35 protein-coding genes are annotated in these 22745 nt (G+C 69.8%); 5 read left to right on the top strand and 30 right to left on the bottom strand.

The features are described from left to right. Window positions 1–308 precede the first annotated feature (308 nt). Window positions 309–545: a hypothetical protein gene (locus tag ACFC09_RS35865; protein WP_376535426.1), complete on the bottom strand. Its 237-nt coding sequence runs from the start codon at window positions 543–545 to the stop codon at window positions 309–311. 224 nt (window positions 546–769) lie between these two features. Beyond that, a complete protein-coding gene (locus ACFC09_RS35870; protein ID WP_376535428.1) occupies window positions 770–1114 on the bottom strand; it encodes a DUF6415 family natural product biosynthesis protein in 345 nt (114 codons plus the stop codon). 137 nt (window positions 1115–1251) lie between these two features. Between ACFC09_RS35870 and ACFC09_RS35875 the strand changes: the two genes are divergently transcribed. Genes ACFC09_RS35875 through ACFC09_RS35885 form a run of 3 tightly spaced genes read left to right on the top strand, consistent with a single transcriptional unit; the run spans window position 1252 to window position 1910 of the window. After that, window positions 1252–1488 (top strand): GntR family transcriptional regulator, encoded by a 237-nt coding sequence (locus ACFC09_RS35875; RefSeq protein WP_376535430.1) that lies wholly within the window; start codon window positions 1252–1254, stop codon window positions 1486–1488. A gap of 34 nt (window positions 1489–1522) precedes the next feature. Further along, window positions 1523–1702 (top strand): hypothetical protein, encoded by a 180-nt coding sequence (locus ACFC09_RS35880; RefSeq protein WP_376535432.1) that lies wholly within the window; start codon window positions 1523–1525, stop codon window positions 1700–1702. Between the two features lie 10 nt (window positions 1703–1712). After that, window positions 1713–1910, top strand: coding sequence for a hypothetical protein (locus ACFC09_RS35885; RefSeq protein ID WP_376535434.1), 198 nt, complete (start codon window positions 1713–1715; stop codon window positions 1908–1910). Window positions 1911–2141: 231 nt separating this feature from the next. Here ACFC09_RS35885 and ACFC09_RS35890 read toward each other — a convergent pair whose 3' ends face one another. Then, on the bottom strand, window positions 2142–2339 hold the full coding sequence (locus ACFC09_RS35890; protein ID WP_376535436.1) for a hypothetical protein: 198 nt from the start codon (window positions 2337–2339) through the stop codon (window positions 2142–2144). A 38-nt stretch (window positions 2340–2377) separates the two neighbouring features. On the opposite strand from ACFC09_RS35890, the gene ACFC09_RS35895 reads away from it, so the two are divergent. Beyond that, the gene (locus tag ACFC09_RS35895; protein ID WP_376535438.1) at window positions 2378–2788 is read left to right on the top strand and encodes a DUF6233 domain-containing protein; all 411 of its coding nucleotides are present in this window, start codon (window positions 2378–2380) and stop codon (window positions 2786–2788) included. Window positions 2789–3077: 289 nt separating this feature from the next. Here ACFC09_RS35895 and ACFC09_RS35900 read toward each other — a convergent pair whose 3' ends face one another. The 3 genes from ACFC09_RS35900 to ACFC09_RS35910 all read right to left on the bottom strand — a co-directional run bounded on the left by ACFC09_RS35900 (window position 3078) and on the right by ACFC09_RS35910 (window position 4863). Next, on the bottom strand, window positions 3078–4097 hold the full coding sequence (locus tag ACFC09_RS35900) for a tyrosine-type recombinase/integrase (protein WP_376535440.1): 1020 nt from the start codon (window positions 4095–4097) through the stop codon (window positions 3078–3080). Between the two features lie 12 nt (window positions 4098–4109). After that, window positions 4110–4397: a hypothetical protein gene (locus tag ACFC09_RS35905; protein ID WP_376535442.1), complete on the bottom strand. Its 288-nt coding sequence runs from the start codon at window positions 4395–4397 to the stop codon at window positions 4110–4112. An 88-nt stretch (window positions 4398–4485) separates the two neighbouring features. Next, window positions 4486–4863 carry a hypothetical protein gene (locus ACFC09_RS35910; protein ID WP_376535444.1) on the bottom strand — a complete coding sequence of 126 codons (378 nt, stop codon included), beginning with the start codon at window positions 4861–4863 and terminating at the stop codon, window positions 4486–4488. Between the two features lie 108 nt (window positions 4864–4971). Between ACFC09_RS35910 and ACFC09_RS35915 the strand changes: the two genes are divergently transcribed. Next, on the top strand, window positions 4972–5196 hold the full coding sequence (locus tag ACFC09_RS35915; RefSeq protein ID WP_376535446.1) for a hypothetical protein: 225 nt from the start codon (window positions 4972–4974) through the stop codon (window positions 5194–5196). A gap of 144 nt (window positions 5197–5340) precedes the next feature. Here the strand turns inward: ACFC09_RS35915 and ACFC09_RS35920 are convergent, their stop codons facing one another. The 24 genes from ACFC09_RS35920 to ACFC09_RS36035 form a co-directional block, all read right to left on the bottom strand. Further along, window positions 5341–5661: a hypothetical protein gene (locus tag ACFC09_RS35920; protein ID WP_376535448.1), complete on the bottom strand. Its 321-nt coding sequence runs from the start codon at window positions 5659–5661 to the stop codon at window positions 5341–5343. A gap of 374 nt (window positions 5662–6035) precedes the next feature. Further along, complete coding sequence (locus tag ACFC09_RS35925; protein WP_376535450.1) at window positions 6036–6212, bottom strand: hypothetical protein; 177 nt, start codon at window positions 6210–6212, stop codon at window positions 6036–6038. Between the two features lie 8 nt (window positions 6213–6220). Further along, window positions 6221–6859: a collagen-like protein gene (locus ACFC09_RS35930; RefSeq protein ID WP_376535452.1), complete on the bottom strand. Its 639-nt coding sequence runs from the start codon at window positions 6857–6859 to the stop codon at window positions 6221–6223. Then, entirely contained in the window at window positions 6856–7155 is a 300-nt protein-coding gene (locus ACFC09_RS35935; protein WP_376535454.1) for a hypothetical protein, read from the bottom strand. The genes ACFC09_RS35930 and ACFC09_RS35935 overlap by 4 nt, the downstream gene beginning before the upstream one ends. A 35-nt stretch (window positions 7156–7190) precedes the next feature. Next, window positions 7191–7409 (bottom strand): hypothetical protein, encoded by a 219-nt coding sequence (locus ACFC09_RS35940; protein ID WP_376535456.1) that lies wholly within the window; start codon window positions 7407–7409, stop codon window positions 7191–7193. Between the two features lie 17 nt (window positions 7410–7426). Then, window positions 7427–8347, bottom strand: coding sequence for an N-acetylmuramoyl-L-alanine amidase (locus ACFC09_RS35945; protein WP_376535458.1), 921 nt, complete (start codon window positions 8345–8347; stop codon window positions 7427–7429). Between the two features lie 60 nt (window positions 8348–8407). Beyond that, window positions 8408–8647, bottom strand: a complete 240-nt coding sequence (locus tag ACFC09_RS35950) for a hypothetical protein (protein ID WP_376535460.1) — start codon at window positions 8645–8647, stop codon at window positions 8408–8410. After that, window positions 8644–9390, bottom strand: a complete 747-nt coding sequence (locus ACFC09_RS35955; RefSeq protein WP_376535462.1) for a hypothetical protein — start codon at window positions 9388–9390, stop codon at window positions 8644–8646. The genes ACFC09_RS35950 and ACFC09_RS35955 overlap by 4 nt, the downstream gene beginning before the upstream one ends. Next, window positions 9390–10475, bottom strand: a complete 1086-nt coding sequence (locus ACFC09_RS35960) for a hypothetical protein (RefSeq protein WP_376535464.1) — start codon at window positions 10473–10475, stop codon at window positions 9390–9392. The genes ACFC09_RS35955 and ACFC09_RS35960 overlap by 1 nt, the downstream gene beginning before the upstream one ends. Continuing rightward, the gene (locus tag ACFC09_RS35965) at window positions 10472–11536 is read right to left on the bottom strand and encodes a hypothetical protein (protein ID WP_376535466.1); all 1065 of its coding nucleotides are present in this window, start codon (window positions 11534–11536) and stop codon (window positions 10472–10474) included. Before ACFC09_RS35965 ends, ACFC09_RS35960 begins: the two co-directional genes overlap by 4 nt. A gap of 22 nt (window positions 11537–11558) precedes the next feature. Next, window positions 11559–12428, bottom strand: a complete 870-nt coding sequence (locus tag ACFC09_RS35970; protein WP_376535468.1) for a hypothetical protein — start codon at window positions 12426–12428, stop codon at window positions 11559–11561. Between the two features lie 19 nt (window positions 12429–12447). Further along, window positions 12448–16527: a phage tail tape measure protein gene (locus tag ACFC09_RS35975; RefSeq protein WP_376535470.1), complete on the bottom strand. Its 4080-nt coding sequence runs from the start codon at window positions 16525–16527 to the stop codon at window positions 12448–12450. 37 nt (window positions 16528–16564) lie between these two features. After that, complete coding sequence (locus ACFC09_RS35980; RefSeq protein ID WP_376535472.1) at window positions 16565–16816, bottom strand: hypothetical protein; 252 nt, start codon at window positions 16814–16816, stop codon at window positions 16565–16567. Between the two features lie 47 nt (window positions 16817–16863). Next, on the bottom strand, window positions 16864–17382 hold the full coding sequence (locus tag ACFC09_RS35985; protein WP_376535474.1) for a hypothetical protein: 519 nt from the start codon (window positions 17380–17382) through the stop codon (window positions 16864–16866). Further along, the gene (locus tag ACFC09_RS35990; RefSeq protein ID WP_376535476.1) at window positions 17382–17861 is read right to left on the bottom strand and encodes a hypothetical protein; all 480 of its coding nucleotides are present in this window, start codon (window positions 17859–17861) and stop codon (window positions 17382–17384) included. Before ACFC09_RS35990 ends, ACFC09_RS35985 begins: the two co-directional genes overlap by 1 nt. Before the next feature lie 66 nt (window positions 17862–17927). Continuing rightward, window positions 17928–18257 carry a hypothetical protein gene (locus tag ACFC09_RS35995; protein WP_376535478.1) on the bottom strand — a complete coding sequence of 110 codons (330 nt, stop codon included), beginning with the start codon at window positions 18255–18257 and terminating at the stop codon, window positions 17928–17930. An 11-nt stretch (window positions 18258–18268) separates the two neighbouring features. After that, complete coding sequence (locus ACFC09_RS36000) at window positions 18269–18679, bottom strand: hypothetical protein (protein WP_376535480.1); 411 nt, start codon at window positions 18677–18679, stop codon at window positions 18269–18271. A 5-nt stretch (window positions 18680–18684) separates the two neighbouring features. Continuing rightward, on the bottom strand, window positions 18685–19083 hold the full coding sequence (locus ACFC09_RS36005) for a hypothetical protein (protein WP_376535482.1): 399 nt from the start codon (window positions 19081–19083) through the stop codon (window positions 18685–18687). Then, the gene (locus ACFC09_RS36010; protein ID WP_376535484.1) at window positions 19083–19496 is read right to left on the bottom strand and encodes a DUF6093 family protein; all 414 of its coding nucleotides are present in this window, start codon (window positions 19494–19496) and stop codon (window positions 19083–19085) included. Before ACFC09_RS36010 ends, ACFC09_RS36005 begins: the two co-directional genes overlap by 1 nt. Then, the gene (locus ACFC09_RS36015) at window positions 19493–20116 is read right to left on the bottom strand and encodes a hypothetical protein (RefSeq protein ID WP_376535486.1); all 624 of its coding nucleotides are present in this window, start codon (window positions 20114–20116) and stop codon (window positions 19493–19495) included. The genes ACFC09_RS36010 and ACFC09_RS36015 overlap by 4 nt, the downstream gene beginning before the upstream one ends. A gap of 13 nt (window positions 20117–20129) precedes the next feature. Then, complete coding sequence (locus tag ACFC09_RS36020) at window positions 20130–20489, bottom strand: hypothetical protein (protein WP_376535488.1); 360 nt, start codon at window positions 20487–20489, stop codon at window positions 20130–20132. Between the two features lie 56 nt (window positions 20490–20545). After that, window positions 20546–21838, bottom strand: coding sequence for a hypothetical protein (locus ACFC09_RS36025; protein ID WP_376535490.1), 1293 nt, complete (start codon window positions 21836–21838; stop codon window positions 20546–20548). Between the two features lie 3 nt (window positions 21839–21841). Then, window positions 21842–22030 carry a ribosomal-processing cysteine protease Prp gene (locus tag ACFC09_RS36030; protein ID WP_376535492.1) on the bottom strand — a complete coding sequence of 63 codons (189 nt, stop codon included), beginning with the start codon at window positions 22028–22030 and terminating at the stop codon, window positions 21842–21844. Then, complete coding sequence (locus tag ACFC09_RS36035; RefSeq protein ID WP_376535494.1) at window positions 22027–22716, bottom strand: hypothetical protein; 690 nt, start codon at window positions 22714–22716, stop codon at window positions 22027–22029. Before ACFC09_RS36035 ends, ACFC09_RS36030 begins: the two co-directional genes overlap by 4 nt. Window positions 22717–22745: the final 29 nt, after the last annotated feature.

Here is a 22745-nt window from a genome sequence, read left to right on the forward strand (position 1 = left end):
GCTGCGCCGGGAAGTAGAGGTAGCAGACCCCGCCGGTGCCCGAGGCCACCGTTCCACTGGCGTTGTACCGCTTGGTCCTGAGCCAGATGTTCTCCGTATGACTGCGCATGGCGCCGGTTTCTGCGGCGATGTGTCCGCGAGCGCCCAAATGCCGTCTGACCTGCATAACTTAGTCAAGCACAGCACGACATAGGGGAGCATGAAATAGCACAAGCGTTCATCGTGGATCTCCCCAGCGACCCCCCAGTCATCAGATTCTCCCCAGCGACTCCCCACAGACTTACCTTGCTACACGCGCTCACCAGCATCTATCCCCCGCCCTCAAGGCAGCCTGGAACGTAGCCGCCACCCCGCCGCCGGGCCGCCTCCGCCCGCACGGCCTCCATCTCCAGGACGCACTCCTCGCAGGCGCGGATGTCGTTGATGCCACCGGCAGCAGGTCGGACCGTCTTCACGTGGGCGGTTAGCACTTCACCTCTCCCTGGATGCCGGAAGCAGATCCCGTCGCCCCAGGGATACAGGTCGAGGATCTGCTGGCGGTCCATCTAGGTCTCCCGTCTTGGTATTGCCCATGGAGTTCACGAACGTGCGTTCGATTCTCCACATGCAGATTACAGCGAGTCGTGCGGCATATGCCAGAGCGTTACCGGCCTGACTGTGAGTCAACATCGCGTCAGGCAAAGGGGGAAGCCGTGTCACGAGCGTTCGCGTGTGGTCTCTTTACACGGGGTGTGAAACCGTCACCATCCGCGCCCACCCTGGCCAAGGCTCAGGTCTGCTGCTCGGTGAGCCCGTCGGCGAGGGCTTGGGCTTGCCGGCCAAGTGCGGACACGTGCAGGGCTGCTGACAGCAGGCCGTACCCCAGGCCCTGGCCGAGGACGCCAGCAGTGTCGGTGAGGAGCCGGTCGTATCGGTACCAGTCCCGGGACCGATCCCCGGCGGCAGCCTGTCGCGTGCGGGCCTGGCTGGCGAGGTCGGCCAGGGCGGCACGCAGCTCCCGGTTGAGCTGGTGGCAGCGATCGATGGTGGGGAGGATGCCGGTTGCGGCGGCGGCCTCGGCGATGAGGTCGTCGAGGGGCTGTCGCGTGACCGGTCGGTCCGTAGGCTGAGTCATCGTCGACGCTCCGCTCGTCGGCCATGCCCCCGGGCCGTGTCCGCGGTCGCGGGGGTCTTTGCTGCCGCAGGTCTACTGCGGTCTACCGCACCTTACTGCGGTCGCGCGGTACACCGCAGATACCTACGGTCAACTGTGTGAGCGTTGATCTTGATCGGACTCGGCCGATCTGGCGGCAGATCGTGGCCGTCATCCAGGGCCGCATCGAGGACGGGACGTATCCGGCCGGGTCTCGCGTGCCGAGCGTTGTCGAGATCTCCACCGAGTTCGAGGTCGCTGCGAGCACTGCACAGAAGGTGCTCGCTCATCTCAAGGCGGAGGGCTGGGTGCGCACGGAAGTCGGGCTCGGCAGCTTCGTCGAGCCGCATTCGTAGCCTGCTGTCAGACCCCGCCGATACGATCAGCGGCATGTCCCCCGCTCCCCCGCCCGCGATCCCAGCGCGGCCCGCCGTGGTCGTGCAGGCGGAGATCCGCGCCCTGATGCAGGAGACGGGCGGCTGGCTGTGGGGGCCGACCCGGGACCGCTATCAGCAGCTGCGGGATGAGTGGGTGGAGGCTGTGCGCGGGGAGATTCCGGCTGCGGCTTAGGATCCGGTCCGTGAGCGACATAGACCTCCCCGACACCCTGCTGGCCGCCGAGCGCGAGGCTTGGGCTGCGATCCAAGCCGGGAGCCTCACCGTCGAGCAGGCCGCCGCCGTACACGAGGGCATGCTGGCGTTCGCCGAGCAGGCCGGGCGGTCGCGGCTGGAGGTCGAAGAGGTGCTGAAGAAGGCCGTCCGGCACCCGGAGGGCTGACGCGGCGGCGCCCCGCCCGGTGCATCACGCCGGGCGGGGCGACCAGCCTACGAGCCGCCACCGACAATGCCGGGTCGCGTCGTCAGCCGGTACTCGTCCACGGGGTACGGGCGCTGTGGCAGGCGGGCGGCTGGCAGTCGACGCCGCGGGCGAGAGCTGCGGGCCAGCTGCCGCAGGGCGCGGTTGACGTTCGGGTACGGGCGGTGGGCCATGCGGCCAGGATGGCAGAGATCACTCGGCGTTCGGCCAGGTCGTCAACGTCTCGCCGGTGACCTCGTCAGTGAGGGTGATCCGTGCCCCGGGCCTGCCCCACTCGCCGACCCAGCTCGCGAACTTGCCGCGCGCGACTGCCTCGCTCGCCCACCAGCCGTGCTGCACCGGTCGGCCGGCGACGGTGAGGGTGAGGCGGTAGCGCTCAGGAATGGTCACGTGCCCATGGTGGCAGACATCGCTCTAGAATCGAACTCATGCCCGAGTTGCCGCCTGATCCTCCGCGTCTCCGCGCGATCCTGGCGCACCTCGAACAGCAGCTGGCCGACAACGAGACCGTCGGCATCTACCTGCGCCTTCAGCGAGACGTAGTACGCCGCGCCCTCACCGCGGCCGAGCCTGCGCCTGCGCCTGCGCAACGAAAGCGGCAGCCCGACCCGCCACGGCAGCCCACCGCGCGGCCGGGCACGTACCGGCTGCAATCCAAGATCCACCCGTCGCACCCAGAGCCCCCGCTCATCCACACATGGGACTGCACCATGGTGCACGGCCAGACCAGCGAGATAGACGCCCAGCAAGCGCGGCTGGCACTCACCGAGGAGTTCGTGGGCGCGGCGCCCTGCGAGTTCTGCCGACCGGACACGAAGCTGGGGCTGCTGGAGAAGTAGGTCCCTCAGGACGGAGCCAGCCCGCCAAGACGGGGGAGCCTGGCGGGCTGCGGTCAGTGTGGCACGAGGGCTGACGGGACGGGCTCCTTCCGCGTACCGTATGCGGGCGGCCTGCCTCGTTCGCAGCGCCCCTCAGGGGCGTGGGGAACCCCTCGGCAGGCCGCACCAATACGAGGAGGGGCGATGAGCGACGACACGACCTGGGGATACGGCGACGCCGGCTGGGGATGAACCCCAGACAGCGCAGCGCCCCCGCAGCCAGACAACGGCTGCGGGGGCGTTGGTGTGCTCAGAGGCCGATGTCCTCGGATGCGGCGTCGGTCCACTTGTCGGCTTCGCGGATGTACCCCCAGAAGGCTGGGCTGTTCTCAGCGTGCCCGGACTGTTCGCGGATCTTCTCCTCGCGCTTCCCTGCGCGGCGCGACGTGGTGATGAATCCGGCGCGCATGCTGTGCCCGGTCAGCCGGACGGAGAGCCCGGCACGTTCGGCGTTGCGGGCAATGATCTCCCGGACAGCTTCCGGGGAAAGCGGGCGGTCGCCGAGGTGGCCCCAGACGTCGATGGGCAGGAAGGCGGGGCCGCTGGTGATGCTTGCGGTGGTGCTCCAGGTGAGCCATGCGCGGACGGGGCAGGTGTCGGGGTTCGTGCCGTAGTGGACGACGACGTCGCGGGGCGGGCGTCCCTTGACGGCGGGGACGTGGACTTCGAGACCTTGGCTGACGTGGACGATCGCTTCGGCCCGGAGCGCGGCGACTTCGGCAGAGCGTCCGGCGATGGCGAAGGCCACGAGCCAGAGCGCGCGATCGCGGAGTCCGGTGAGTCCGTCGGCGACGGCGGCGTTCATCTGCCGTAGCTGTTCGGGGGTGACGGCGGCTGCCTTCCCACGGCCGCGCGCCACGCGCTCGGGGTCGTTCTTCAGCGGCTTGAGGGCCTGCCGGGCGGCGACGGTGGCCGCCTTGGGGACTTCAACGCTGTGCTCGTTCCTCGCGGTGACGGTGACGCCGGTGATCCGCCTGTCGATGCTGTTGGGCGCGGCGAGCTTGATGGTGTCGAGCCAGACGACAAATCCGACGAGGGTGCCTTTGGTGACGGCGGTCAACGGGAGCCGGTGCCCGGTGCGTTCGGCGAGCCAGTCGTGGAACTCTTCCCAGAGCGCCCAGTCGTTGGCGTAGCCCCGTTTGGTGTTGTGGGGGCGGATGGCGTCGAGGTGCTTCTCGGCTGCCTCTTCCATGGCGTGGAGGACGGCGAGCGTCGCAGCGTCGTAGGCGGCTGGGGTGGCGTCCGGCTGGCGCGGGATGAGGTCGGCCATCAGTTCCGCCTGTCAGATCGCGTCCTGCGCGGACCACAAGCCGTCGGCGGCGAGGTGGAGTCCGCGCTTGATGTCGTCGGTGAATGTGATGTCTTCCTGACTGAAGAAGTCCTCGAACCCGGCCGCCTCACTGAGGGCGGGCCAGGCGTCACGGAGCGCGGCGAGAGTGGCATACAGGTTGCGGAACACGGTCAGCGGGTCGTCCGAGCGGGCGATCTCCTTGTCGCCGAGGTCGCGCAGCCGCTCGGCGGCGGCGCGAAGGTCGTCGGTGCAGCTGACGGTTGAGTGCAGTGCGGTCACAGCTTCCTCCTTGTATTGGGTAACCGAGGTGGCGCCCCGACTGCTTCCTTCAGCCGGGGCATCGCACTCTTGGGACTCACTTCTGTGATCAGGCGGCCTGGGCGTACAGCTCGGTGCGGAGCTGGGCGAAGAAGCGCTCACCGTCGCCGACGTTGCTGATTCCGGCGTCGACCATCTCGCCGATCAGGGTGCAGAACTGCCACGGCGACAGGGCGTTGATGTGGGCGATCACGGCGGCGTCTGCACGGTATCCGGCGATGTGCTTGGTGTACGAGACCTGGGCTCCGAATGCGGCCTGGAAGAGTTCTGCGCGCTCCCCGGTGTAGTAGCCGGGGTAGTAGGTGGCGTTGCGGATGCAGTCGAGGATCTCGGCGTGGAGGTCAACGCCCTTGCGGAAGCGCCGAGTACGGGCGCCGATGCCGAGGTTGCTCCGCATGGTCTTCGCGAACTGCTGGCCCTTGGTCATTTCCGTCTCCCTGCCGCTCCCCTATGCCTCTAAGTTTGGCCTAGTGTGTTGGCATTGTCAAGCGGTTCGGCCTAGCGACTTGGCCAAGCCGATGGCATGATGTGTCGCATGGACACCGCGAAACTTGAACTCGCAGCCCAGCGCTACAGGGAGGCCGAGGCGGCGCTCGACGCGGCCCGGACAGACCTGCGCGCCGAAGCCGTTGCCGCCATGCGCCAGGACCCCAAGCGCGGCGACCAGGCGGAGGTCGCTCGCATCACCGGATGGACGCGCGAGCAGATCCGACTACTCATGAAAGCGGCCGAGCGAGAGTCGGACAATCTGCCCAAATAATGCCCGCGATATGGCATGTTATCGAGAGTCCTTCGGTTCAACTGGACGCCGCGAGCCGCGCGTTGGGGGACCAGTGGACGCGTACCCTGACAGGGCGATGCCCCGGCTGCTTCCTTCAGCCGGGGCATCGTCATGCGGGCCATCTCAGAAGTGCGGGTCGTGGCGCGGGCACTTCGCGTGGTGCTCGTCGGGAGTCCACTTCAGAGTGGTGACGGGCTCCCCGCAGTAGGGGCACTCGGCGGGGAAGACGCAGATCGTGTCGAGGAACTCGGGGTCGGCGATCCGCACGATGCGGATGGGTAGGCCCGCGCGGTCGGCGACGAACCACTCATGGATCGTCAGACCGTTGGCCCGTTCCCGGTCGATCATGTCGTCCGCGTTCTCGACGCTGTCAACGCCCCACAGCGTGCCGTCGTTGTCGAAGTTGACGACGAGGGTCCAGTCGATGCCAGCGATGACCTTCAAGGCGATCTCCCCTGCTTGCCAGTTGTTTCTGTACCTACAGAATGCATCCACGCGAGACCCTTGTCAAGCGGTCATGGCAGATGAATGCTAGTTTCTGTACCTACACACCCAAGGGGGGGAGATGGCCAGGCCAGCGACAGGACAGACGAAGCTGCGGAACATCCGTGTACCTGACGAGCTGTGGGCTGCAGCCATGGCGGAGGCAAATGAGGAGGGGCGTTCGCTGACCGATGTCATCGTGAGCGACCTGCACCGGTACGTGAACCGGCGGCGGCGCGAGAGGGCGCTCGATGGCGAATCAGGGGAGTCGTAGCCCTTAGACATACAGACGCCCCCGCCACCGCCCCAGGGAGGGGCAGCAGCGGGGGCGTCTGTCACGCGGGTTCGTCGTCGAGCGGCGGGAGCGGCGGGTCGTACACCGGCTCCTGGAACGGCTGGATTGCGGGCGTCGGTATGGGCGGCGGGTCCGTCCAGCCGAGGCGGACCAGCGAGCCGACGTCCGCGGCGCTGGTGTCGCGGCGCAGCGGGAGCGGGGCGGGCGGTTCGGGCATGCGGTCTCCTACGGATACTGGCGGCGGGTGGGATCGAGGCCCAGCGACAGCAGGCCGTCGCCCTTCTTCTTGGACGGCTGCGGGGCGTCCCGGCGGCAGACCAGCGCGTCCGGGTCGCTGGCCGGGGGCTGAAGGCTGTAGCCGGCCGGGCAGGCGGGCCCGGGGTCTCCCTTGTCGCCCTTCTCTCCCTGAGGTCCGGCCGGTCCGGGCTGGCCCTGGGATCCTGCGGGTCCGGCTGGGCCCGCCGCGCCGGTGGCGCCTGGTGCGCCCGGCTGGCCCGTGGCGCTCGCCCCGGCCTTGCCGTCGCTACCGTCCTTGCCCGGCGAACCCGAAGGTCCGGGTGATCCGGTCGGCCCCGGCTCGCCCCGCGGGCCCTCGACGCCCGGCGCTCCGGACGGGCCCACGACCGACTCCCCCGGCTGCCCGCGACTGCCCGCCGGCCCGGCGACCGGTGTGCCGCCGAGGCGCTCGACTTGCTGGGCGAGCGCGTCGCGCGCGCTGTTCGCGGTCCGCAGGTCGTGGCGGAGGCCCTGCATGCTGAGCACGATCCACGCCAGAACGGTGCCGAGGAGGATGGCGACCGCGACCGTGAGGAAGTCGCCGCGGCGCCAGCGTCGTTCCTCCGCGCGGAGTTGTGACCGTGTCATCCCGCCCCCGCCCCTTGCGTCAGCAGGATGATGACGGGCAGCAGGATCCCGACGAGCGGCACGATGACCGCACCGATCAGCCAGCGCCGAGTCGCAACCAGTTTCTCGGCGTCCTTCTCCCGTAGCGTCTCCAAGGCCACGACCCGGGACGCGAGCGCTTCGTGTCGCAGGTCGTACACCTCCTGGCTGACCTTGGTGTCGATGCGTTCGCCGAGCTGCTTGATGTCGTCGCGGACGTCGGTGAGCCGGTCCTCGAATCGCCTCACGACCTCGCCGAGAGTCGGCTCATCGGCCACGGTGGTGCTCCGATCGGATGGTGCTGGGCTTCAGCTCAGACGCTGGGCTTCGACGGCAGGGCCGCCGCGGTCGCAGGCTTGCCGAGGACCCCGGACAGGGCGCCCTTGATGACGGCGAGGCCGGCCGGTATCGCGGCGACCGCGGCGGCCTTGGCCGTGGACAGGTCGACGACGCTGGATGCCAGGAGCAGGCCGAGGAACGCCTCCAGGTAGGTGGAGATCGTGCGCTCGGCGAGGTCGGTGAGGAACTTCATGGTCGACTCCTTGCGGGTCAGTTGGTGATGGTGAAGCCGTGGCGAGCGCCCAGCTTCGAGAGGCTGGTGCGGCCGGGGACACCGTCCGCTGCCGAGCCGGAATAGCCGAGGCGCCGCTGCCACGCGGCGTAGGCGGTCACGGTGGTGCTGCCGAAGCTGCCATCGCTCGCGTACTGCGCGGCCAGCAGGCCCTCGGCGCGGAGCGCGGCCTCCACGAGGCGGACGCCAGCCGCGTAGGTCTGGTGACCCTGGGCGGCGCGCGGGTCGGTGCGGGCCGCGGCAACCAGCCGGGACAGGTCGACGACCGGCTTCGGGGCGGGCTTCGGCGGATTGCTCGGCTCTGGCGTGACACCGAGGCGCTTGTCGATCCGGGCGCGCATCGAGGCCATGGTGAAGCCGCGGGGGTCGACCTTGCCGGGCTGCCATTCCAGGTGGCCGATCACGCTGCGCTCGCTCCACCCGTGGTGGCGGCAGATCGCGGCCGACACCCTCTCGATCGCCGTCAGCTGGGCGGCGGGCCACGGGTCCTTGCCGTCGCCGAGGTTCTCGCACTCGAAACCGTAGAAGTGCGGGTTGCCGTCGGTGTTGGCCTGGTTGTCGGGCGGCAGGGGCCGTTCGGCGATGACGGCCTGGAGCACGTCGCCGTCGCCCAGGCCCGCGTGGTTGGCGCGGCCGTAGCCGACGAGGTGCACGCGGCCGTCCTTCGCGATGACGCCGTGGCAGAGCGGGCCGGGCAGCTCGGAGTGGCCGTCGCGACAGATCTTCACCGTGGCGTCGGTGCCCTTGGTGACGGTGTGGTGGATCATCACGCCGTTCACCGGGCCCCAGGGGCCCTTGGCGTTGCGGTTGTGGTGCTCCCAGTCGCCGACCTCGACGACGGTGACGCCCTCGGCGCGCAGCGCCGCGGCGAACTGGGCGGCGGACATCGGTGTGGCCATGCGGCCTCCAGACAGAAAGGCCCCGGCCGGGTGGCGCGGGGCGGACGGTGGTGGGGGTGGTCAGGTCATTTCAGGCTGGGGATCCAGGCGGGTTGCGGTGAGGATCTCCATGGGCTGGCTGCATATGCCGCACTGGACGAGGACGAAGTTCCCGTCGTTGGAGTAGAAGGGGTTCACGTCGAAGGTGCGGTTGAAGTTGTGGCATGCCGGGGTGTTGTCGCGGGCGGTGACCGCGTACCAGGTGGCCGGCTCGAACACCACATCGGTCGGGCTGGTGTCGTCGGTGGCGTCGTTGCTCATTGGCCCTTGATCTCCCAGTAGACGGTGGTCGCGGTGAGGTTGGTCCGGGTGAGCCATACGGTCAGGCCGGAGGACGTGACGTTGGTCGCGCCGACTCCGGTGACCTGGGTGCCGGGGGTGTTGGCCGCGGGGGTGACCTGGGCGGTGAAGGTGGCGCCGCGGACGGTGAGTCCGGACACGGTCACCGAGGTGGGGATGTTCGCCGCGGAGGGGGTGATGGTGACGGAGCCCCAGACCATGTTGCGGGGCAGCAGGAGTCCGGAGACGTCCACGATCATGTCGTTCTGGCCGGAGCCGTCCCACATCAGGCTGATCATGGGGGCGCCGTTGCCGGGGGCGAGGGGGCTGTCTCCGGAGACCATGAGGATGTGCGCCTGGGCACCGCCGGAGATCATGCCGGACTGGATGTCCAGGGTTCCGCCCACGGCGCGTGCCCGGATGCCGGTGGGCAGGAACTGGCTGACCTCGCGGGCGCCGAAGGTCATCTCACCGGATTCCAGGCGGGCATAGGTGCCGTCGTCGGCGTTCGTCTGGAAGCCGGCGTTCCCGTCGCCGAGGTCCGGGGACATCAGCGCAGCCGGTATGCCGCTGCCTGGCCGGTAGACCGTCACGGCGCCTTCGGAGACGGCGGTGTGGCCGGCGCGGCGGGAGGCCCGCAGTTCCGTCACCTGCCGTTCCAGGTCCCGGATCCTGCGGGCCAGTGTGGTGGTGTCGGCGGGCAGCTGGTCGAGCTGGCGGGGCATCAGCCCTCCTCGACGAGAATCGGGCGGACTTGGTCTGCGGCCGGCTCCAGTTCCCACGACCAGCAGCGGGCGACGGTGTCCGCTCCGGCCGGGTGCCGGCGGGAGTGCTCGATGGCGAGGCGGACGGTGTCGCCCAGGTTCCAGTCGGCGCCCACGCGCGGCGCCCGGGAGGCGGTGGCCTGCATGGTCCACACCTGGGCGCCCTGGGCCATCAGAGCGAGGGATCCCGAGGCGTGAGCGGTCAGCTGATTGGGGTCAGTGATCCCCGTGGAGGGGGTGTAGCGGTACTCCCAGACGGGCCAGCCGTTGGAGGTCAGGGCGGTGGCCTCTTGCAGCGGGGACGACAGCCGGGACTCGCCCTCTCCCTCGCCGCGGGCGATAACCCGGGTAGCGCCCTTCCCGGCTTCGTAGGACTCACTCAGCACGTACTCGGCAACACAGCCGGGGAAGTCGAAGACGGCCTCAGGCGATGGCGCCTGGGTACCGATCTGTTTGCGCACCCTGAGCGGGAACTGGAACCCGTTGTGTCCGGCGTTCCAGGCCACCTCGATCGTCCACTCGGGGCCGCCTTCGAGGTTCATGACCTCGGTCAGGCAGGACAGGACCGTCTTGTCGTCGCCGTCGCTGACCAGGTAGTCCATCGTGGTACCGGTCGCCACGGCGTCGATGACGATGGGCGGCCCCCCGGTCAGTGCCGGAGCGGCGAGCGCGGCGATGACCGTGGCCTGGTCGGTACCGAGCAGGGTCTGGGTGCCCGGGTAGCGGGCGTCCAGATACGCCTCCAGGGTGGCCGCGCCGAGCTGCACCGTGTCCGCGCTGCCGCCGTCGCGTGCCAGGACCGCACCGGCCCAGATGGGGGTGTCGGTGGCCGTGTCGACCGCGACCAGCAGGGACCGCCCGGGTGCTGTGGCCGACTCCCACTCGTCCGGGGCGCCGCTGAGGGCCAGTTCGAGCTGGAGGGTGGTGGACACGCCCAGCTTCCGGGACAGGGCGCCGGCCGGTCTGAGCGCGGGCAGGTCCTCGACGATGCCGCCGGTGCGCAGGTCGCACCCGTACCAGGCGAGCGTGTACGGGCCGGGGGTCACGATGCGGCCTCGTACTGGCCGGACACTTCGAGCCGCATCCCGGATCCCCAGGTGAAGGGCGAGACGCTGTCGATGACGCCGGTGGCCGTGGTGCCGTCCACGCGGGGGGAGGTCATGTAGATGCTGGTGGTGGTGAGGTCCGTGTTGACCTGGGCCATGGCGGTCGATGCGCGGGTGCTGTGCCCCGGCTCGATGCTCGCGGTGCCGATGGAGATCCCGGAGGTTGCCGCGGGGACCGGAATGGAGAGCGTCCAGTTGTCGGCCGCGGTCGCGCCGCTGCCGAAGTTCGTCGTCGTACCGAACACGATGTGCATGTAGTACAGGACGGTCCGGCCGAGTTTCGAGTACCGGCAGTCGATCGCCGCGTTCCCGAACGACGGCAGGTGCAGTCCGGTGGACGTGGACCAGGCAGGTGTCCAGGCCGTCCACGCTCCGGGCACCTTGAGGTAGGTGTCCCAGCTGCTGCCGTTGAACAGCATCAGGTTCCCGCTCGCGTAGTACGCCTGCCCGGTGTGCGGGGCGGCCGGCGCGGTGGGGGACGGCAGGATGCCGCCCGGGGCGACCGTGAACGGTGTGACCGCGGTGGAGACCGTGGGCGAGCCGCCGCCCGCCGGGGGCACGGTGATCGTGGCGAGCGGGATGTAGATCTGCGTTCCGCCCGGGGCCGGCGCGACGGGCGACGATGCGGGGGTGCCGGTCAGGTAGACGGCGTCTGCCTGGTTCAGGCCGGAGCCGTCCACCGCGTTGTCCCACACCCGCAGGTAGACCAGGTCGATCCGGGACAAGGTGGCGTGCGCGGCCGTCAGCGTCGCGTTCGTCGACGAGGCCAAGCATGCCCGGTAGACGCCCTGCCCGGACTGGTACTGCACCATCGCCACGCCGGCCGTGACGGTGATGGTGCTCCCGGACAGGGTCACGCTCAGCCCGCCGCCCCCGGGCCGGACACCGGCCCGCACCCCGAGGGCGGTGCCGTCGTGCATGCCCGTGAGGATGTCACCGCGGCGCAGGCTCAGCCCGGTGTAGCTGAGACCGTCGATCCATTTCGGCAGAGCGTCCGCCATAGCGCGTGCTCCCCCCTTTTTTTTACTGCCAGGCCGACCGCCAGGTGGCGGTCAGCGTTGCGGTCGGGCTGTAGGCGCTGGAGCGGAACAGGAAGCTGGTCGCGGAGCCGGCCGGGATGACGGGCCAGCCGGACGGCACCGTCAGGAACCTGCGGCGGCTGACGTTGCCGTTGAGGGTGACCGCGTGCGCGTCGGTGTCGATGACCAGGACGTCACCGTCCGTGAGGTCCTGCGCGTAGGACATGGTGCGCAGGCTGCCGTCCGGCATCTGCGCCTGGATCTGTGGGGCGGTCACGGGCCCGGTGACTGTAAGGACCGGCCGGGTCTCGAAGTCGCCCTGGTTGACGGCCTGGACCTGCCCGTCGGTCACGCTCGCGGACAGCAGCCACGGCGTGGCAGCGGGCAGAGTCAGACCGCCGGTGACGGCCGGCAGACCGGTGGCCAGCGACTGCACGGCGGTCGCGTACCGGCGCGGATCGGCAGCCGTCACCATCACCGAGAACGTGGCCGTGGTGTCGGTGAGGTACTGCATGAGCGGCTTGCCGCTGCGGCGGACGGTGGCCTGCTTCGGCACGGTCTCCCACACCGTGAGCACGGTGTCCGCCAGCCCGGCCGCCACCCGCACCTGCTCCATCGCCTGCTCCAGCAGGGCCCTGGAGGGCGCGACGATCGTGCCGCCCAGGGTAATCGGCCGGGCGCCGAGGTAGACGGGGGACGCCCATGCCCCGTGGTCACCCTCCCGTTCGGTCCACTCGGAGCGGACATCCGGGGAGTCCCAGCCCTCCAGACTCTGGAGGTACCAGGCAACCCCGGCAGTGTCGACGGCCCCCAGGGCGACGCCGCCCAGGGTGGCCTGGAGCCCGTCCAGGACGGGACCCGGCGTGTAGGGCATTCCCTTCCCCCTCTCTGTTTCAGCCCACGAAGGCGAGGTGCCGGGCGATGTCGGCCGCCTGCTCGGCGGCCGACTGCTTGGCGCCATACAGATTGACGGTGACCTGCCGGGTCACCTCGCGGGCGAGGGACGCCACCGAGGCAGGGCTGCCGTACTGGCGCGCGGACACCAGCCGGTAGCCCATGACAGTGGCGGACTGCGCCAGCAGAGCCCGGGAGCGGGCGGAGTTGTTCAGCGGGATCCAGGACTCCGGGACCCCGGCCTCTCCGCCCAGGACGACCGCCGGGCCCGTGAGGATGCCGCCGGCGGCCATGGCCTTCCCGCCCTGCTGTACCCACTCCTTGGCGAACTCGTCCCGGTTCACGGGCGGGAGCGCTTTGATCTGCGCCGTCATCTTCGGGACCAGGGCGCGGATGGTGGCCACGTCCAGGCCCGCGGCGATGAGGTCGGCGAACCCGCGGCCGGGTCCGCCGCGCAGCGTGGACAGCAGGACCAGGCTGTTCGCGAGGTCCTCGCCGGTCAGCGTCGACTGCGCCTTCTTCACCTGGTCGTTCGCCGTCTTTGCCGACTTGCTGTTCCCGGCCGCCTCGTGGGCCAGCGTCATCGCGGACGCGTCGCCCTGGGCGGCCAGCGCCTGGGCGAGGTCGCCGAAGCCCTGCGCGGCCAGCTTCTGCAAGTCCGCGGCGAACTGCTGGGACTCCTTCGTCGAGCCGCTCAGCTGCTTCGTGAAGTCCGCGAGCGTCGCTTTGGCCAGCTCGCCCGTCTTCTGGAGCTTGGCCACGATGGACTTGAACTGCTTGTCCGAGGCACCCGCAAGGGCGTTGACGAGGTCGTACCCGTCCTCGCCCATGCCCGCCAGCATGGCCTGCAGTTCCTTGCCGCCGCGCTGCCCGATCTTCGTCAGGTTCTTGCGCCACTTCTCGGTCGCGGCTACGGACTCGTTCAGCTGGGTCTCGTATGCCCTGAGGTTGAACGACGTGGGCGCCTTCGCACCGTTCTTCAGCCCCAGTTCCCTGTCGGCGGCGTTGACCTTGTTCCGGGCAGTCCGGACCGTGGTGTCCGCCTTCTTCTTCGCCGCCCTCGCGTCGTCGACCTTCTCCTGAGCGGCCCGCAGCTGCGCCGCGGTGTGGTGGCCGCGCCGGACCTTCGACAGGTTGTTCTCCGCCGCCTTCAGGTCGTTGACGGCCTTCTTCTGGTTCGCCAGGGCCGTGTTGAGATCGTTCCAGGCGTTCTTGAGGTCCTCGACCTCCTGGTCGTAGCGCTGCTTGGCGTCCGACGGACCGCCCAGCACCGGCTGCCCGGAGGGCGTGTAGGTGAAGCCGGGGATACCACCCGACGCGAGGCCGCCGGCGGCGAACCCGGGGATGCGGTTCTGGTTGATCGCCATCAGCAGCGGCAGGTACCGCTTGGTGCTGGCCGCGTTGACGACGAACTCCGTGTTGGCGATCCGGCCCACGGCACCGCTGGCGAAAAAGGCCAGGATGCTGTCGGACCGTCCCGTTCCAGGGCCGTGGATGAGCCCGTTCGGACCGGCCTGCACACCACCGCCGGTCGTGTAGCGGGGAACGAGACCACCCCGCGCGCTCCCCGGCATCCCGGGGACCTGCGGGCCGGATCCGCCGCCCGACTGGACCTTCTTGTAGTACTCGGTCGTGTAGACGCCGATACCGATGCTCCGCCCCGACATGTTGTTGATCGCGGACTGGATGGACGAGATCGCGTTCTTGGGCGGCCCGGTCGGGATGGTGACGGACACCTTCCCGTTCTTCATGTGGGTGACCTTGAAGCCGAGGGACTTCAGCGCGTCCTCGGCCGACTTGGTCAGGGCGTTGACCGTGATGGACTTGCCCTTGGTGGAGGCGACCTTCTGCTTGACCGCTTCCAGGTCAGCGAGGGCGCCCTTGGTGTCCGCCCTGACGTCCGTAGTCTTCGAGGCAGGCAGCTGGAGGTAGGCGGCCGTCAGCTTGTTGATGGCGTCCTTGGAGAAGTCGGCCGCCTTCATCTGCTGCCGGAGCAGGCTGATGTCCCTCTCCAGCACGGCCTGGCCCTTCGCCTGGCTGTTGGTCTGGTCGGCGACCGCGGTGGCGTGCGCCATCGCTGCCTGGGCCGCGTCCAGGAACGCGGACTTCACCTTCCGGCCCTTGTCCGAGGTGACGTCCAGGCTGGTCCCGTTCTCCTTCACCGCCGCGGTGAGATCAGCGATGGAGTTCCGGAACGAGATCTCCTTCTCCGCCGCCGAGATGGCCTTGCCGTTGAGCGAGTCCAGTGCATCCGACAGTGCCTCGGCCGCGGTCTTCTGTTCCGTGAGGGCGTCGGCCGTCGTCAGTGCTTCGTCGCCGAGAGCGGCCTGGCTGTCCTTGGCCAGCTTCCCGTCCGTGGCCGCCGTGAGCAGCGCATCGGAGTAACCGGGCAGCAGGGACCGGAACTTCTCCGTGCTGGTACCGCTTTTCTCCGCCGCTGCGGCGTATGCCTTGAAGTTCTTCGCAGCGACGTCTGCGTGCCCCGACTGGACCAGGTCCGTCAGACTCTTATCGATGGAGTCGATCTTGTCGCGGGCCCGGTCCAGGTCGGTGTTGCTGAACGGGTCGAACGTGCTGAAGAAATCCTTCGTGCGCTTGAGTACGGACGGGTGGGCGATACGGGCCGCGGCATCGCCCACGCCGTCCAAGTCCCTGCCGAACTTGTCCGCCGCCTCGCCGGTGACCTTGCCCTGCTGGGCGAAGTCGACCATGGACGCTTTCAGCTTGGACACGCTCGGCGGCGTCTCGGCGAACTTGTCCGCGACGCTACTGACCGCGTAGCCGACTGCCGCCAGCCCCAGCACCACGTTCGTCATGCGCCCCAGCCCGAGCATCGCGGCCCGTGTGCGGGCGGCGGTGACGCCCATGGATGCGAGCGCCGTGCGGGTCGCGGCGATCCGGGGCAGCAGCAGAAGCACACCCGCGGCGGCGATGCCGGCAGCACCGCCGATGCCGGTCAGCAGGGTGACCGTGTGCTGGAGTCCCGACGGCAGGCTGTTGTAGGCGTCGACCAGCCGGGTGATCCACTGGACCATCTGCCGCAGCGCGCCGTTGGCCGAGGATCCGCCCTCGATGAGTGCGGTCTCCAGGGCGCCGCGCAGCCGCTCCAGGTCGCCCTGGAGGTTGTCGGTCATGAGGGCGGCCGTGCGCGCCGCCGCGCCAGAGTCGTTGACGCTGCTGACGTACCGGTCGATGCCCTTGGCGCCCAGCTCGTACAGGATCGTCGCCGAGCGGACGGCGTCCGATCCGAAGATGGTCGCGAAGGCGGCGTTGCGGGCCTCGGGGGTGAGGTTCTTGAAGCTGCTCTGAAGGTTCCCGGCCAGCTTGGACAGGCCGACGAACTGCCCCTGGCTGTCGTAGGCGCTGAAGCCCAGCTGGTCCATCATCCGGCGGGCTTCGTCGGACTGCGGGACCAGGCGCTGGAGCATGACCTTCAGCGACGTGCCTGCGTCGGAGCCGACCAGGGCGTGGTCGGCGAACGCGGCGAGCGTGCCGACCGTGTCTTCGAGGGACAGGCCGGTCTGGTGGGCGAGCAGACCGCCCTGCTTGATGGCCGTCCCCAGGCCGGACATGTCGGCCGCGGACTTGTTTGCGCCGGACGCGAGGACGTCCGCGATGTGCGTGACGTCCTTGCCTTTCAGCCCGAACGTGTTCATGGCCTGGGCGGAGATGGTGGCCGCGTCGGCGAGGTCCATCTGCCCGGCCGCCGCCAGGGCGAGGGAGCCCTTGAGGGCGCCGCCGGTGATGTCCGAGACGGATACGCCGGCGCGCGCCAGCTCGGCCTCGGCGTCCGCGGCCTGCGTCGCCGAGTACTGGGTGGACTTGCCCGCCTCCAGGGCGGCGGCCCGCAGCGCGGCCATCTCCTTCGACGTGCCGTTGGTAACGCTCCTGACGTTCGACATGGCCTTGTCGAACTTCGCGGCGGCGGCAGCGGCCACGGCGAAGCCGGTGAGCATGACCGCCCCGACCTGGGCACCGGCGCCCGCGAGCCGGGACGTCCGGTCGGACGCCTGGTTGAGGCTGCGGGTGTACTGGGCGACGTCGGCGCGGAGCCGGACGGTCACGGTACGGACAGCCACCGGCCACCTCCTGGGGCGTCAGGGCCGCGTGCGGCCGTCATCGGGTGATGTGGACGTGCAGGCCCTCGCTCTGCCCGCCCTTGTCCTGGTACGCCTTCACGGTCCGGACGGACGTCGTGCAGGCGTGGCAGCGCACCAGCTCAGCCCGGAACGCGAACTCGTTTGCGGGGTCCGTGGCTTCGGACCAGGGCTGCCCGCACTCCGGGCAGGAATCGGCCTCCACGTGGGCGAGGGCGAGCGCCCAGGCCCGGTCCTCGGGAAGCCACAGCGGCTCTCCGTCGGCGACCACCCGGCCGAGGAACACGGAGCGGGGGACGCCCCAGGTCCGGGCGGTCTCTACCTCTCGCCGCCAAGGCCCGCCAGGAGTGCGGAGGCGGCCAACGAGAAAGGGACGACGTCAGCCGAGTTGTGGACGTCCCACGCGGCATCGAAGAGGGCCTTGATCTGGCCCTGCGTGATGACCTCGAACAGGTCGGCGGCCTGGTCCTCGCTCATGACCGGGTCGACGCACGAGGCGGCGATCAGGGCTCGGGGGAAGGTGTCGGAGTTGAACAGCTCGGTGTCCTTGTCCGACGGGTGCGCGGCCAGCAGATCGGAGTAGGCCCGGTCTCCGATGTACCGCAGCAGGAACGGCACCTCGGCCGCCTTGATCTGCTCCCGCACCGTCTTCAGCTGCGCCGCCAGCTCCCGGCCGGGATGTTCCTCGGTGAGGTCGGCGGGCTCCCAGTCCTCCGACGTGCGGGCCAGCTCCGCCGTCAGGCGCTCGGCCTCGCCCGCCAGGTCGCCCCGGATGCACACCATGACGGTGCGCTCCCGGGGCCTGGCCTGCTTCAGGATGTCCGTGATGCTCGCCATCAGGCGACCGTCGCCGACGTCGCCGGCGCGTCCGTGACCTTCATCGGGGACACGAATTTCATGACCTCGTTCGCCGCCGGGGAGCTGTTCTGCGGCTCACCGCAGGTGATCGGGTACACCTCGCACTTCTGACCGGTGGTCCAGCCGGTGGCGTAGGCGATACCGCGGCGCACGACCAGGAACCCGCTCACGCCGTACTTGAGCGTGGTGAACGGAGCGTCGTCCTGCACAGTGTCGCCGCGCTTGAACGTCAGCTCCACGTCGAAGCCCACGCGGCCCGTGGTCTTGGTGTCGAAGGTGGAGGCGAGCGAGGACGTGTCGACGTCCGCCGTGCTCGGGTCCAGCTTCAGGCCGTCGGGGGTGATCCGCTTGGTGTAGTCCGCGCCCGCGGTCAGCTCGGCGACGGTCGGCGCGTTGATGTTCGCGACGGTCGACAGCCAGGCCACGCGGGTCTTGCCGTCGCTGATCAGGTCAGCCATTGGGCCCTCCAGGGCATGAGAAAGGCCCTGGCCGTGGGGCTCAGGGCTCGGCGGTGGTGGGTGGGGTCAGATACGCAGTGCGGCCACGGTCACGGTCGTGGCCGCGCTGTAGCCGATGGCGCACAGGCCGTCCGACGGGTTCTGCAGCAGGTCGCTGTTCAGCGGGCCGATCATCCGCTCACCGGAGGCCGGGACGCTCACGGTGACGTTGGAGACGGCCTGGCCGCGCACGGCCGCGGTCGCCGTGAGTGTCACGGTGACGCTGGAGGCGCTGCCGTTCTGCACGTGCAGGAAGACTCGGTCGCCTACTTCGCACTTGTCCCCGCCGCTGGTGGCGTTGGCGTAGGCCGGGTTCAGGCCGGACAGAGAGATGACCTGGGTGGACAGGGTTGCCAAGGGGTGCCTCCTCAGGCGGGGGTGGAGCGGAGCTGGTATTGCACCGGCACGAACCAAACGGGTGGGGTGACGTCGTCGTCGCGCTGCACTGGCGGCCCGCCGAGGTCCTCCGGCCGCCAGCACGCCCGCCCGTCCACGACGAGCGGCACCGCCAGCGCGGTCCGAACCCGGCCAGCCACCCACAGGGCCCGCTCGACGGTCGCGCCCACGCAGGTCACCTGCATGAGGGCGGCCAGGCCGTCACGGTCGTCGGCCAGGGACTCCCGGACGGCCGTGCCGGGGTCGGGGTAGAGGACGGCGTACTTGTCGGGCGGGGACCAGCCGGCCGTTGTCGGGGCGCCGCCCACGTAAACGGCGAGCCCGGCCGCCTCCAGGACGGCCTGGACGGCGTCGACCTCTGGCAGCACATCGGGGGTGGTCACGGTACTCACCACCAGGCCAGGCCGCGCGCGGCCACAGCATCCATCTGCGCCTCGAAGCGGGGCAGTTCGGCGGCGAGCGCCCGGCCGCCGTCGTTGTGCGGCGGGTTGTGCACGCTGCCGTACTCCAGCAGGTTGCCCAGCGGGCCCTGCGTTCGCGTCTTGTCCGGGCCGATCTCGGCATCGATCACGTTCGGGCCGATCGGCAGCAGGTCGTAGGAGACGCTGGACGGGTACGCGGGCGCGTGCCGGCCGCTGCTCGCCCGCGCGTTGGCCGACCAGTCCCGTTTCACATTCAGTGCACCCCGGGCGACCACCGCGCGGGCGTCCCGCCGTATCCGCGGAACGGAGCGGGCCAGGTGACGCTGGAGCGCCCGCACGTCGCTCATGTCGAAGCGGTTGTCCATCAGGAGCGGTCCTCCGCGTTGATCCGCCAGGCCGTGGCCTGGTCGCTGAACTGGGCGCCGGTCACCCACAGGACGAGGCCGGCCATGCGGGAGTCCTGGGAGGTAGTGACCTCGATCCGCATGCCCGGCAGCACGCGGGCACCGGGCGGCAGCGGAACAGACCAGGGCAGGGACACCAGATAGTCGAGCAGGCGCACCTCGCGCTCGCCCGCCTCCGTGTCCACACCGGACGCCTGAGCAACCGGCTTCACCCGGCCTACGCCCTCGTACAGGGTCGTCTGCGCGCCCGGCACGGTCTGCCCGGTCGTCCGGTCGAACACGTCGGCGGCCTGGGTGTAGAGACGGACGGTATCCCGCATCCGGGACTCGGCCTCCCGTCGTCCAGCGGCGAGAGTTGCATCCAGCAGGCTCACGATGTCACCACCGAGAACGCCGGTCGGCGGAACGGCCGCAGCGCTTCCTTGTGGGCCTTCGTGAGGGCCGCGCTGCCGATCGTCTCCGACGCGAACGTGCGCTGATAGTCATCGATCGACACCTGCCGCAGGTTCTCGGGGTTGGCCAGGTTCATCGTCGCCAGGTCCAGGACCACGTCAACGATGTCGTCAGGCACCTCGCTGTAGCCGTGGCTGTAGGTGATACGGACCTTCGGCGCCCAGACCCCTTGCGCCCGGTTCCACGGCCAGCCCATGAGGCGGGTTGGCGCCTGCCATGGATAGCCGCGGGTCAACTCGTTCCCGAGCCGCGAGTAGTCGCGGTTCTCGATCGCATTCCACTCGATGCCGCTGAAATCCGCGATCTCGACCACCGTGAGCGGGTGAGTGTCGTCGGCGACGAGGGGGTACTGCGGCAGGCGAAGCACCTTTTCCCCGCCCGGCAGGGTGATCAAGTCGTTCTCGACGAACGTGATGTCCTGCCGGGTGTAGCGGCGTACCCGCGCCGACGCCCGCCGCAGCGCCAGATCGAGCGCCGCATCCGAGCCCGTGGCGCCAGCGGCTTGCAGGTCGGCCGCCGTGGCGAGCGGAGGCAATGCCATGGCAGCCTCCCCCTCACTCGCCGTCGGCAGCGGCGAGCTTCTCCAGCTGTTTCACCAGAGTCGAACGCGGCTTGTCCTTCGCCTGCTCCTGCTCCAGCGCCTTGGACGCCCGCTCGGGGTCCTCGCCGACCCAGGCCAGGACGTCAGCGGCGGTGCCGTCGATGTCCAGTTCTGCGGGCGGCCCGGTCGGCTCCTGCGGCTCCTCGGCAGGGGCATCCCGCAGGGCGCGGGCCTCGTCGTCGATCGGCTCGACGGGCGAGTGCGTGGACACCAGGTAGGCGGCCAGCTCGCCACTCACCTCGTCGTCCTGTTTCAGCGGGTGCACGCCGTAGTTCCAGTACGGCGCGAAGTTCTCCAGCACGCGAGCACGCATGCGAAACCTCCTTTACGACGCCAGGGCAAGCACGCGCCTGCCCTGGCGGGGGTTCGTCAGGCGTGCTCCAGCACGACGGCCCGCTTGTACAGGGCCGCGTCACCGGTGGTGGAGTCCGACGGGACGCCGTAGTCGCCGACCCAGGACCACGAGGTAGACAGGGTCTGCTGCAGGCGGTCCTGCGGAGGGCGGACGATGCGCGCGACCTGCACGCCTGGAGCGGCCTCGATCATCGAGATGTCGGGTACGTCCTCCACGCCGGTGCCGGCGAGCAGGCTGCCCATGCCCTCGAACGGAGCCGCCACCAGGGCGCCCGCACCGAGCACGAGCGGTCGGTGCACGGTCACGTTGCCCGCCGAGCCGCCGAGGATGGTCGGGGCCTCGATGTTCCTGATCCAGTCGATGCCGCCGAACCGGCCGATCGACAGATCCCGGTAGACGGGGCTGTCGATCCGGCCCTGCAGCGCCTGCTTGAAGTCGCTGTCGGAGAACAACTGCGCCTCGGTGTCCGGGTCGATGTGCGCCACGTAATAGCCGCCCACCGTCGGAACGTTCATCTTCCGCAGGCGGGTCACCGCGGACCGGAACATCGCGAACGTCGCCGTGTTCGAGGTGCCCAGGTCGTAGGCCGTGGAGCCGGTCGGCCGGACCGTCACCGGGGCGTTCGCCGCCACGACCGCCCAGCCTGCGGTGGCCGAGATTGCCGTACCGAGGGTGAGGCTGTTCCCGGAGACGCCGGTCACGGTGTTGCCGACACCGTTCACCGTCACGCTGAGCGGGTTCGACGCCGACACCGCGGTCGGAACGCCGTTGACCAGCACGGTGCCGAAGCCGGCTGAGTTGTTGACCGGGAGGGTCGCGCTCGACGTGGTGGCCGAGGCCGCCCAGGTCCGGCCGCCCGCGTAGGCGTTGTACAGCTTGTTCCGGGCGATCTGGTTGATGGACTGACCCGCGTTGATGCCGAGGGTCTCGACGTCGGCGAGGAACTTGCTCGCCAGGGCCATCGCCGAGGTCAGCATGTTCGTGTCGACGGCCTGACCGTACTGGTCCATCGTCACGGACCACTGCTCGATCGAGTACGTGGCCGCCGACGTGTCGGAGCCGGTGATCGCGGTGGTCGCCGGGGCGAGCAGGCCCTTGCGGGTGAAGGTCTTGGTGTCGCCGAGTCCGCCCTGCCACGGCATCGCATCCGCGATTGCCGGGAAGATGAAGTTCGGGACCAGGGCTTCCTGGAAGACCCGGTCGAGGATGCCGTTCTGCATCATGGCGCGGATCGCGGGCGGGACGGTCGACCGCACGTCGTGGCGGTCGAGCCTGAACCACGGCTTGGCAGCCGTCGGTGCGGTCATGGTCTACTCCTGTGTGATCTCGACGGACACGAGGTCCGGGTGCTGCTGCGCGACCTGCTCCAGGCCCAGCAGCGCGGTTTGGGTGATGGCCGACACCGCGGCGCAGACCCGGCCGGCTTCGGCGTGCTCCTCGTGACCGTCAACCTCGATCGAGGTACGGCCGTCGCCCAGACGGGCGCGGATACGGATCACGAACGCAGCCGGAATCCGGGCGCCACCTTCGCCAGTTCGGCGTCCAGGGCAGCACGGTCGGCCGTGCGGAAATCGGCGGGCGGCTCAGTCGGGCGCGCGCCCTGGCTCGGGTCGGGTCGCGGGGCGGGCTTCTTCGCTGGCTCGGAAACCTGCCTGCGCAGGTGCGGCTTGCGTTCCAGCAGATCGGTGAGGTCGGCCGAGATTGCCTCGGTGTCGATCTCGCCGTCGCCGCTGGTGTACTTCGCCAGGTCGAGGAATGCCGCAGCGTCCTCGGCGTCGGCGAACTCAGAGGCAGCTGCTTTCACCTCGGCGAGCACAGCCCGCTTCGTGGCCTTCGCCGCTTGCTCGGCGAGTCGCTCCGCCTTTGACGTGACCTTCTCCAGCTCGGACTTGTCACGGTCCTCGAAATCGGCGACCTTTCGGGCCAGCTCGTCGGCGCGCTTCTTCTCGGCGGCAGCGAGCTGCTTGGCCTCGGCGCGTTCGGCCTTCATGCGGTCGAGGGCTTTCTTGCCGGCGTCGCCGAGCTGGCCGGTGCCTTCAGGCTCCGGTTCGGACCCCGGGTCCGCCGGGCCGCCCTGGGACTCCGTGGCAGGCTCAGGCTCGGCCGGTTCGGGGTCATCGTGCCGGTTGAGCTGGAACCACTCCGTGCTCTGCGCAGCGGGCAGCCAGCGGTTACGGATCTTCATGGTGATGGGTCTCCCGTTGCGGGATCAGT

It is taken from the genome of Streptomyces sp. NPDC056161 (assembly GCF_042268025.1).
Classification (GTDB): domain Bacteria; phylum Actinomycetota; class Actinomycetes; order Streptomycetales; family Streptomycetaceae; genus Streptomyces.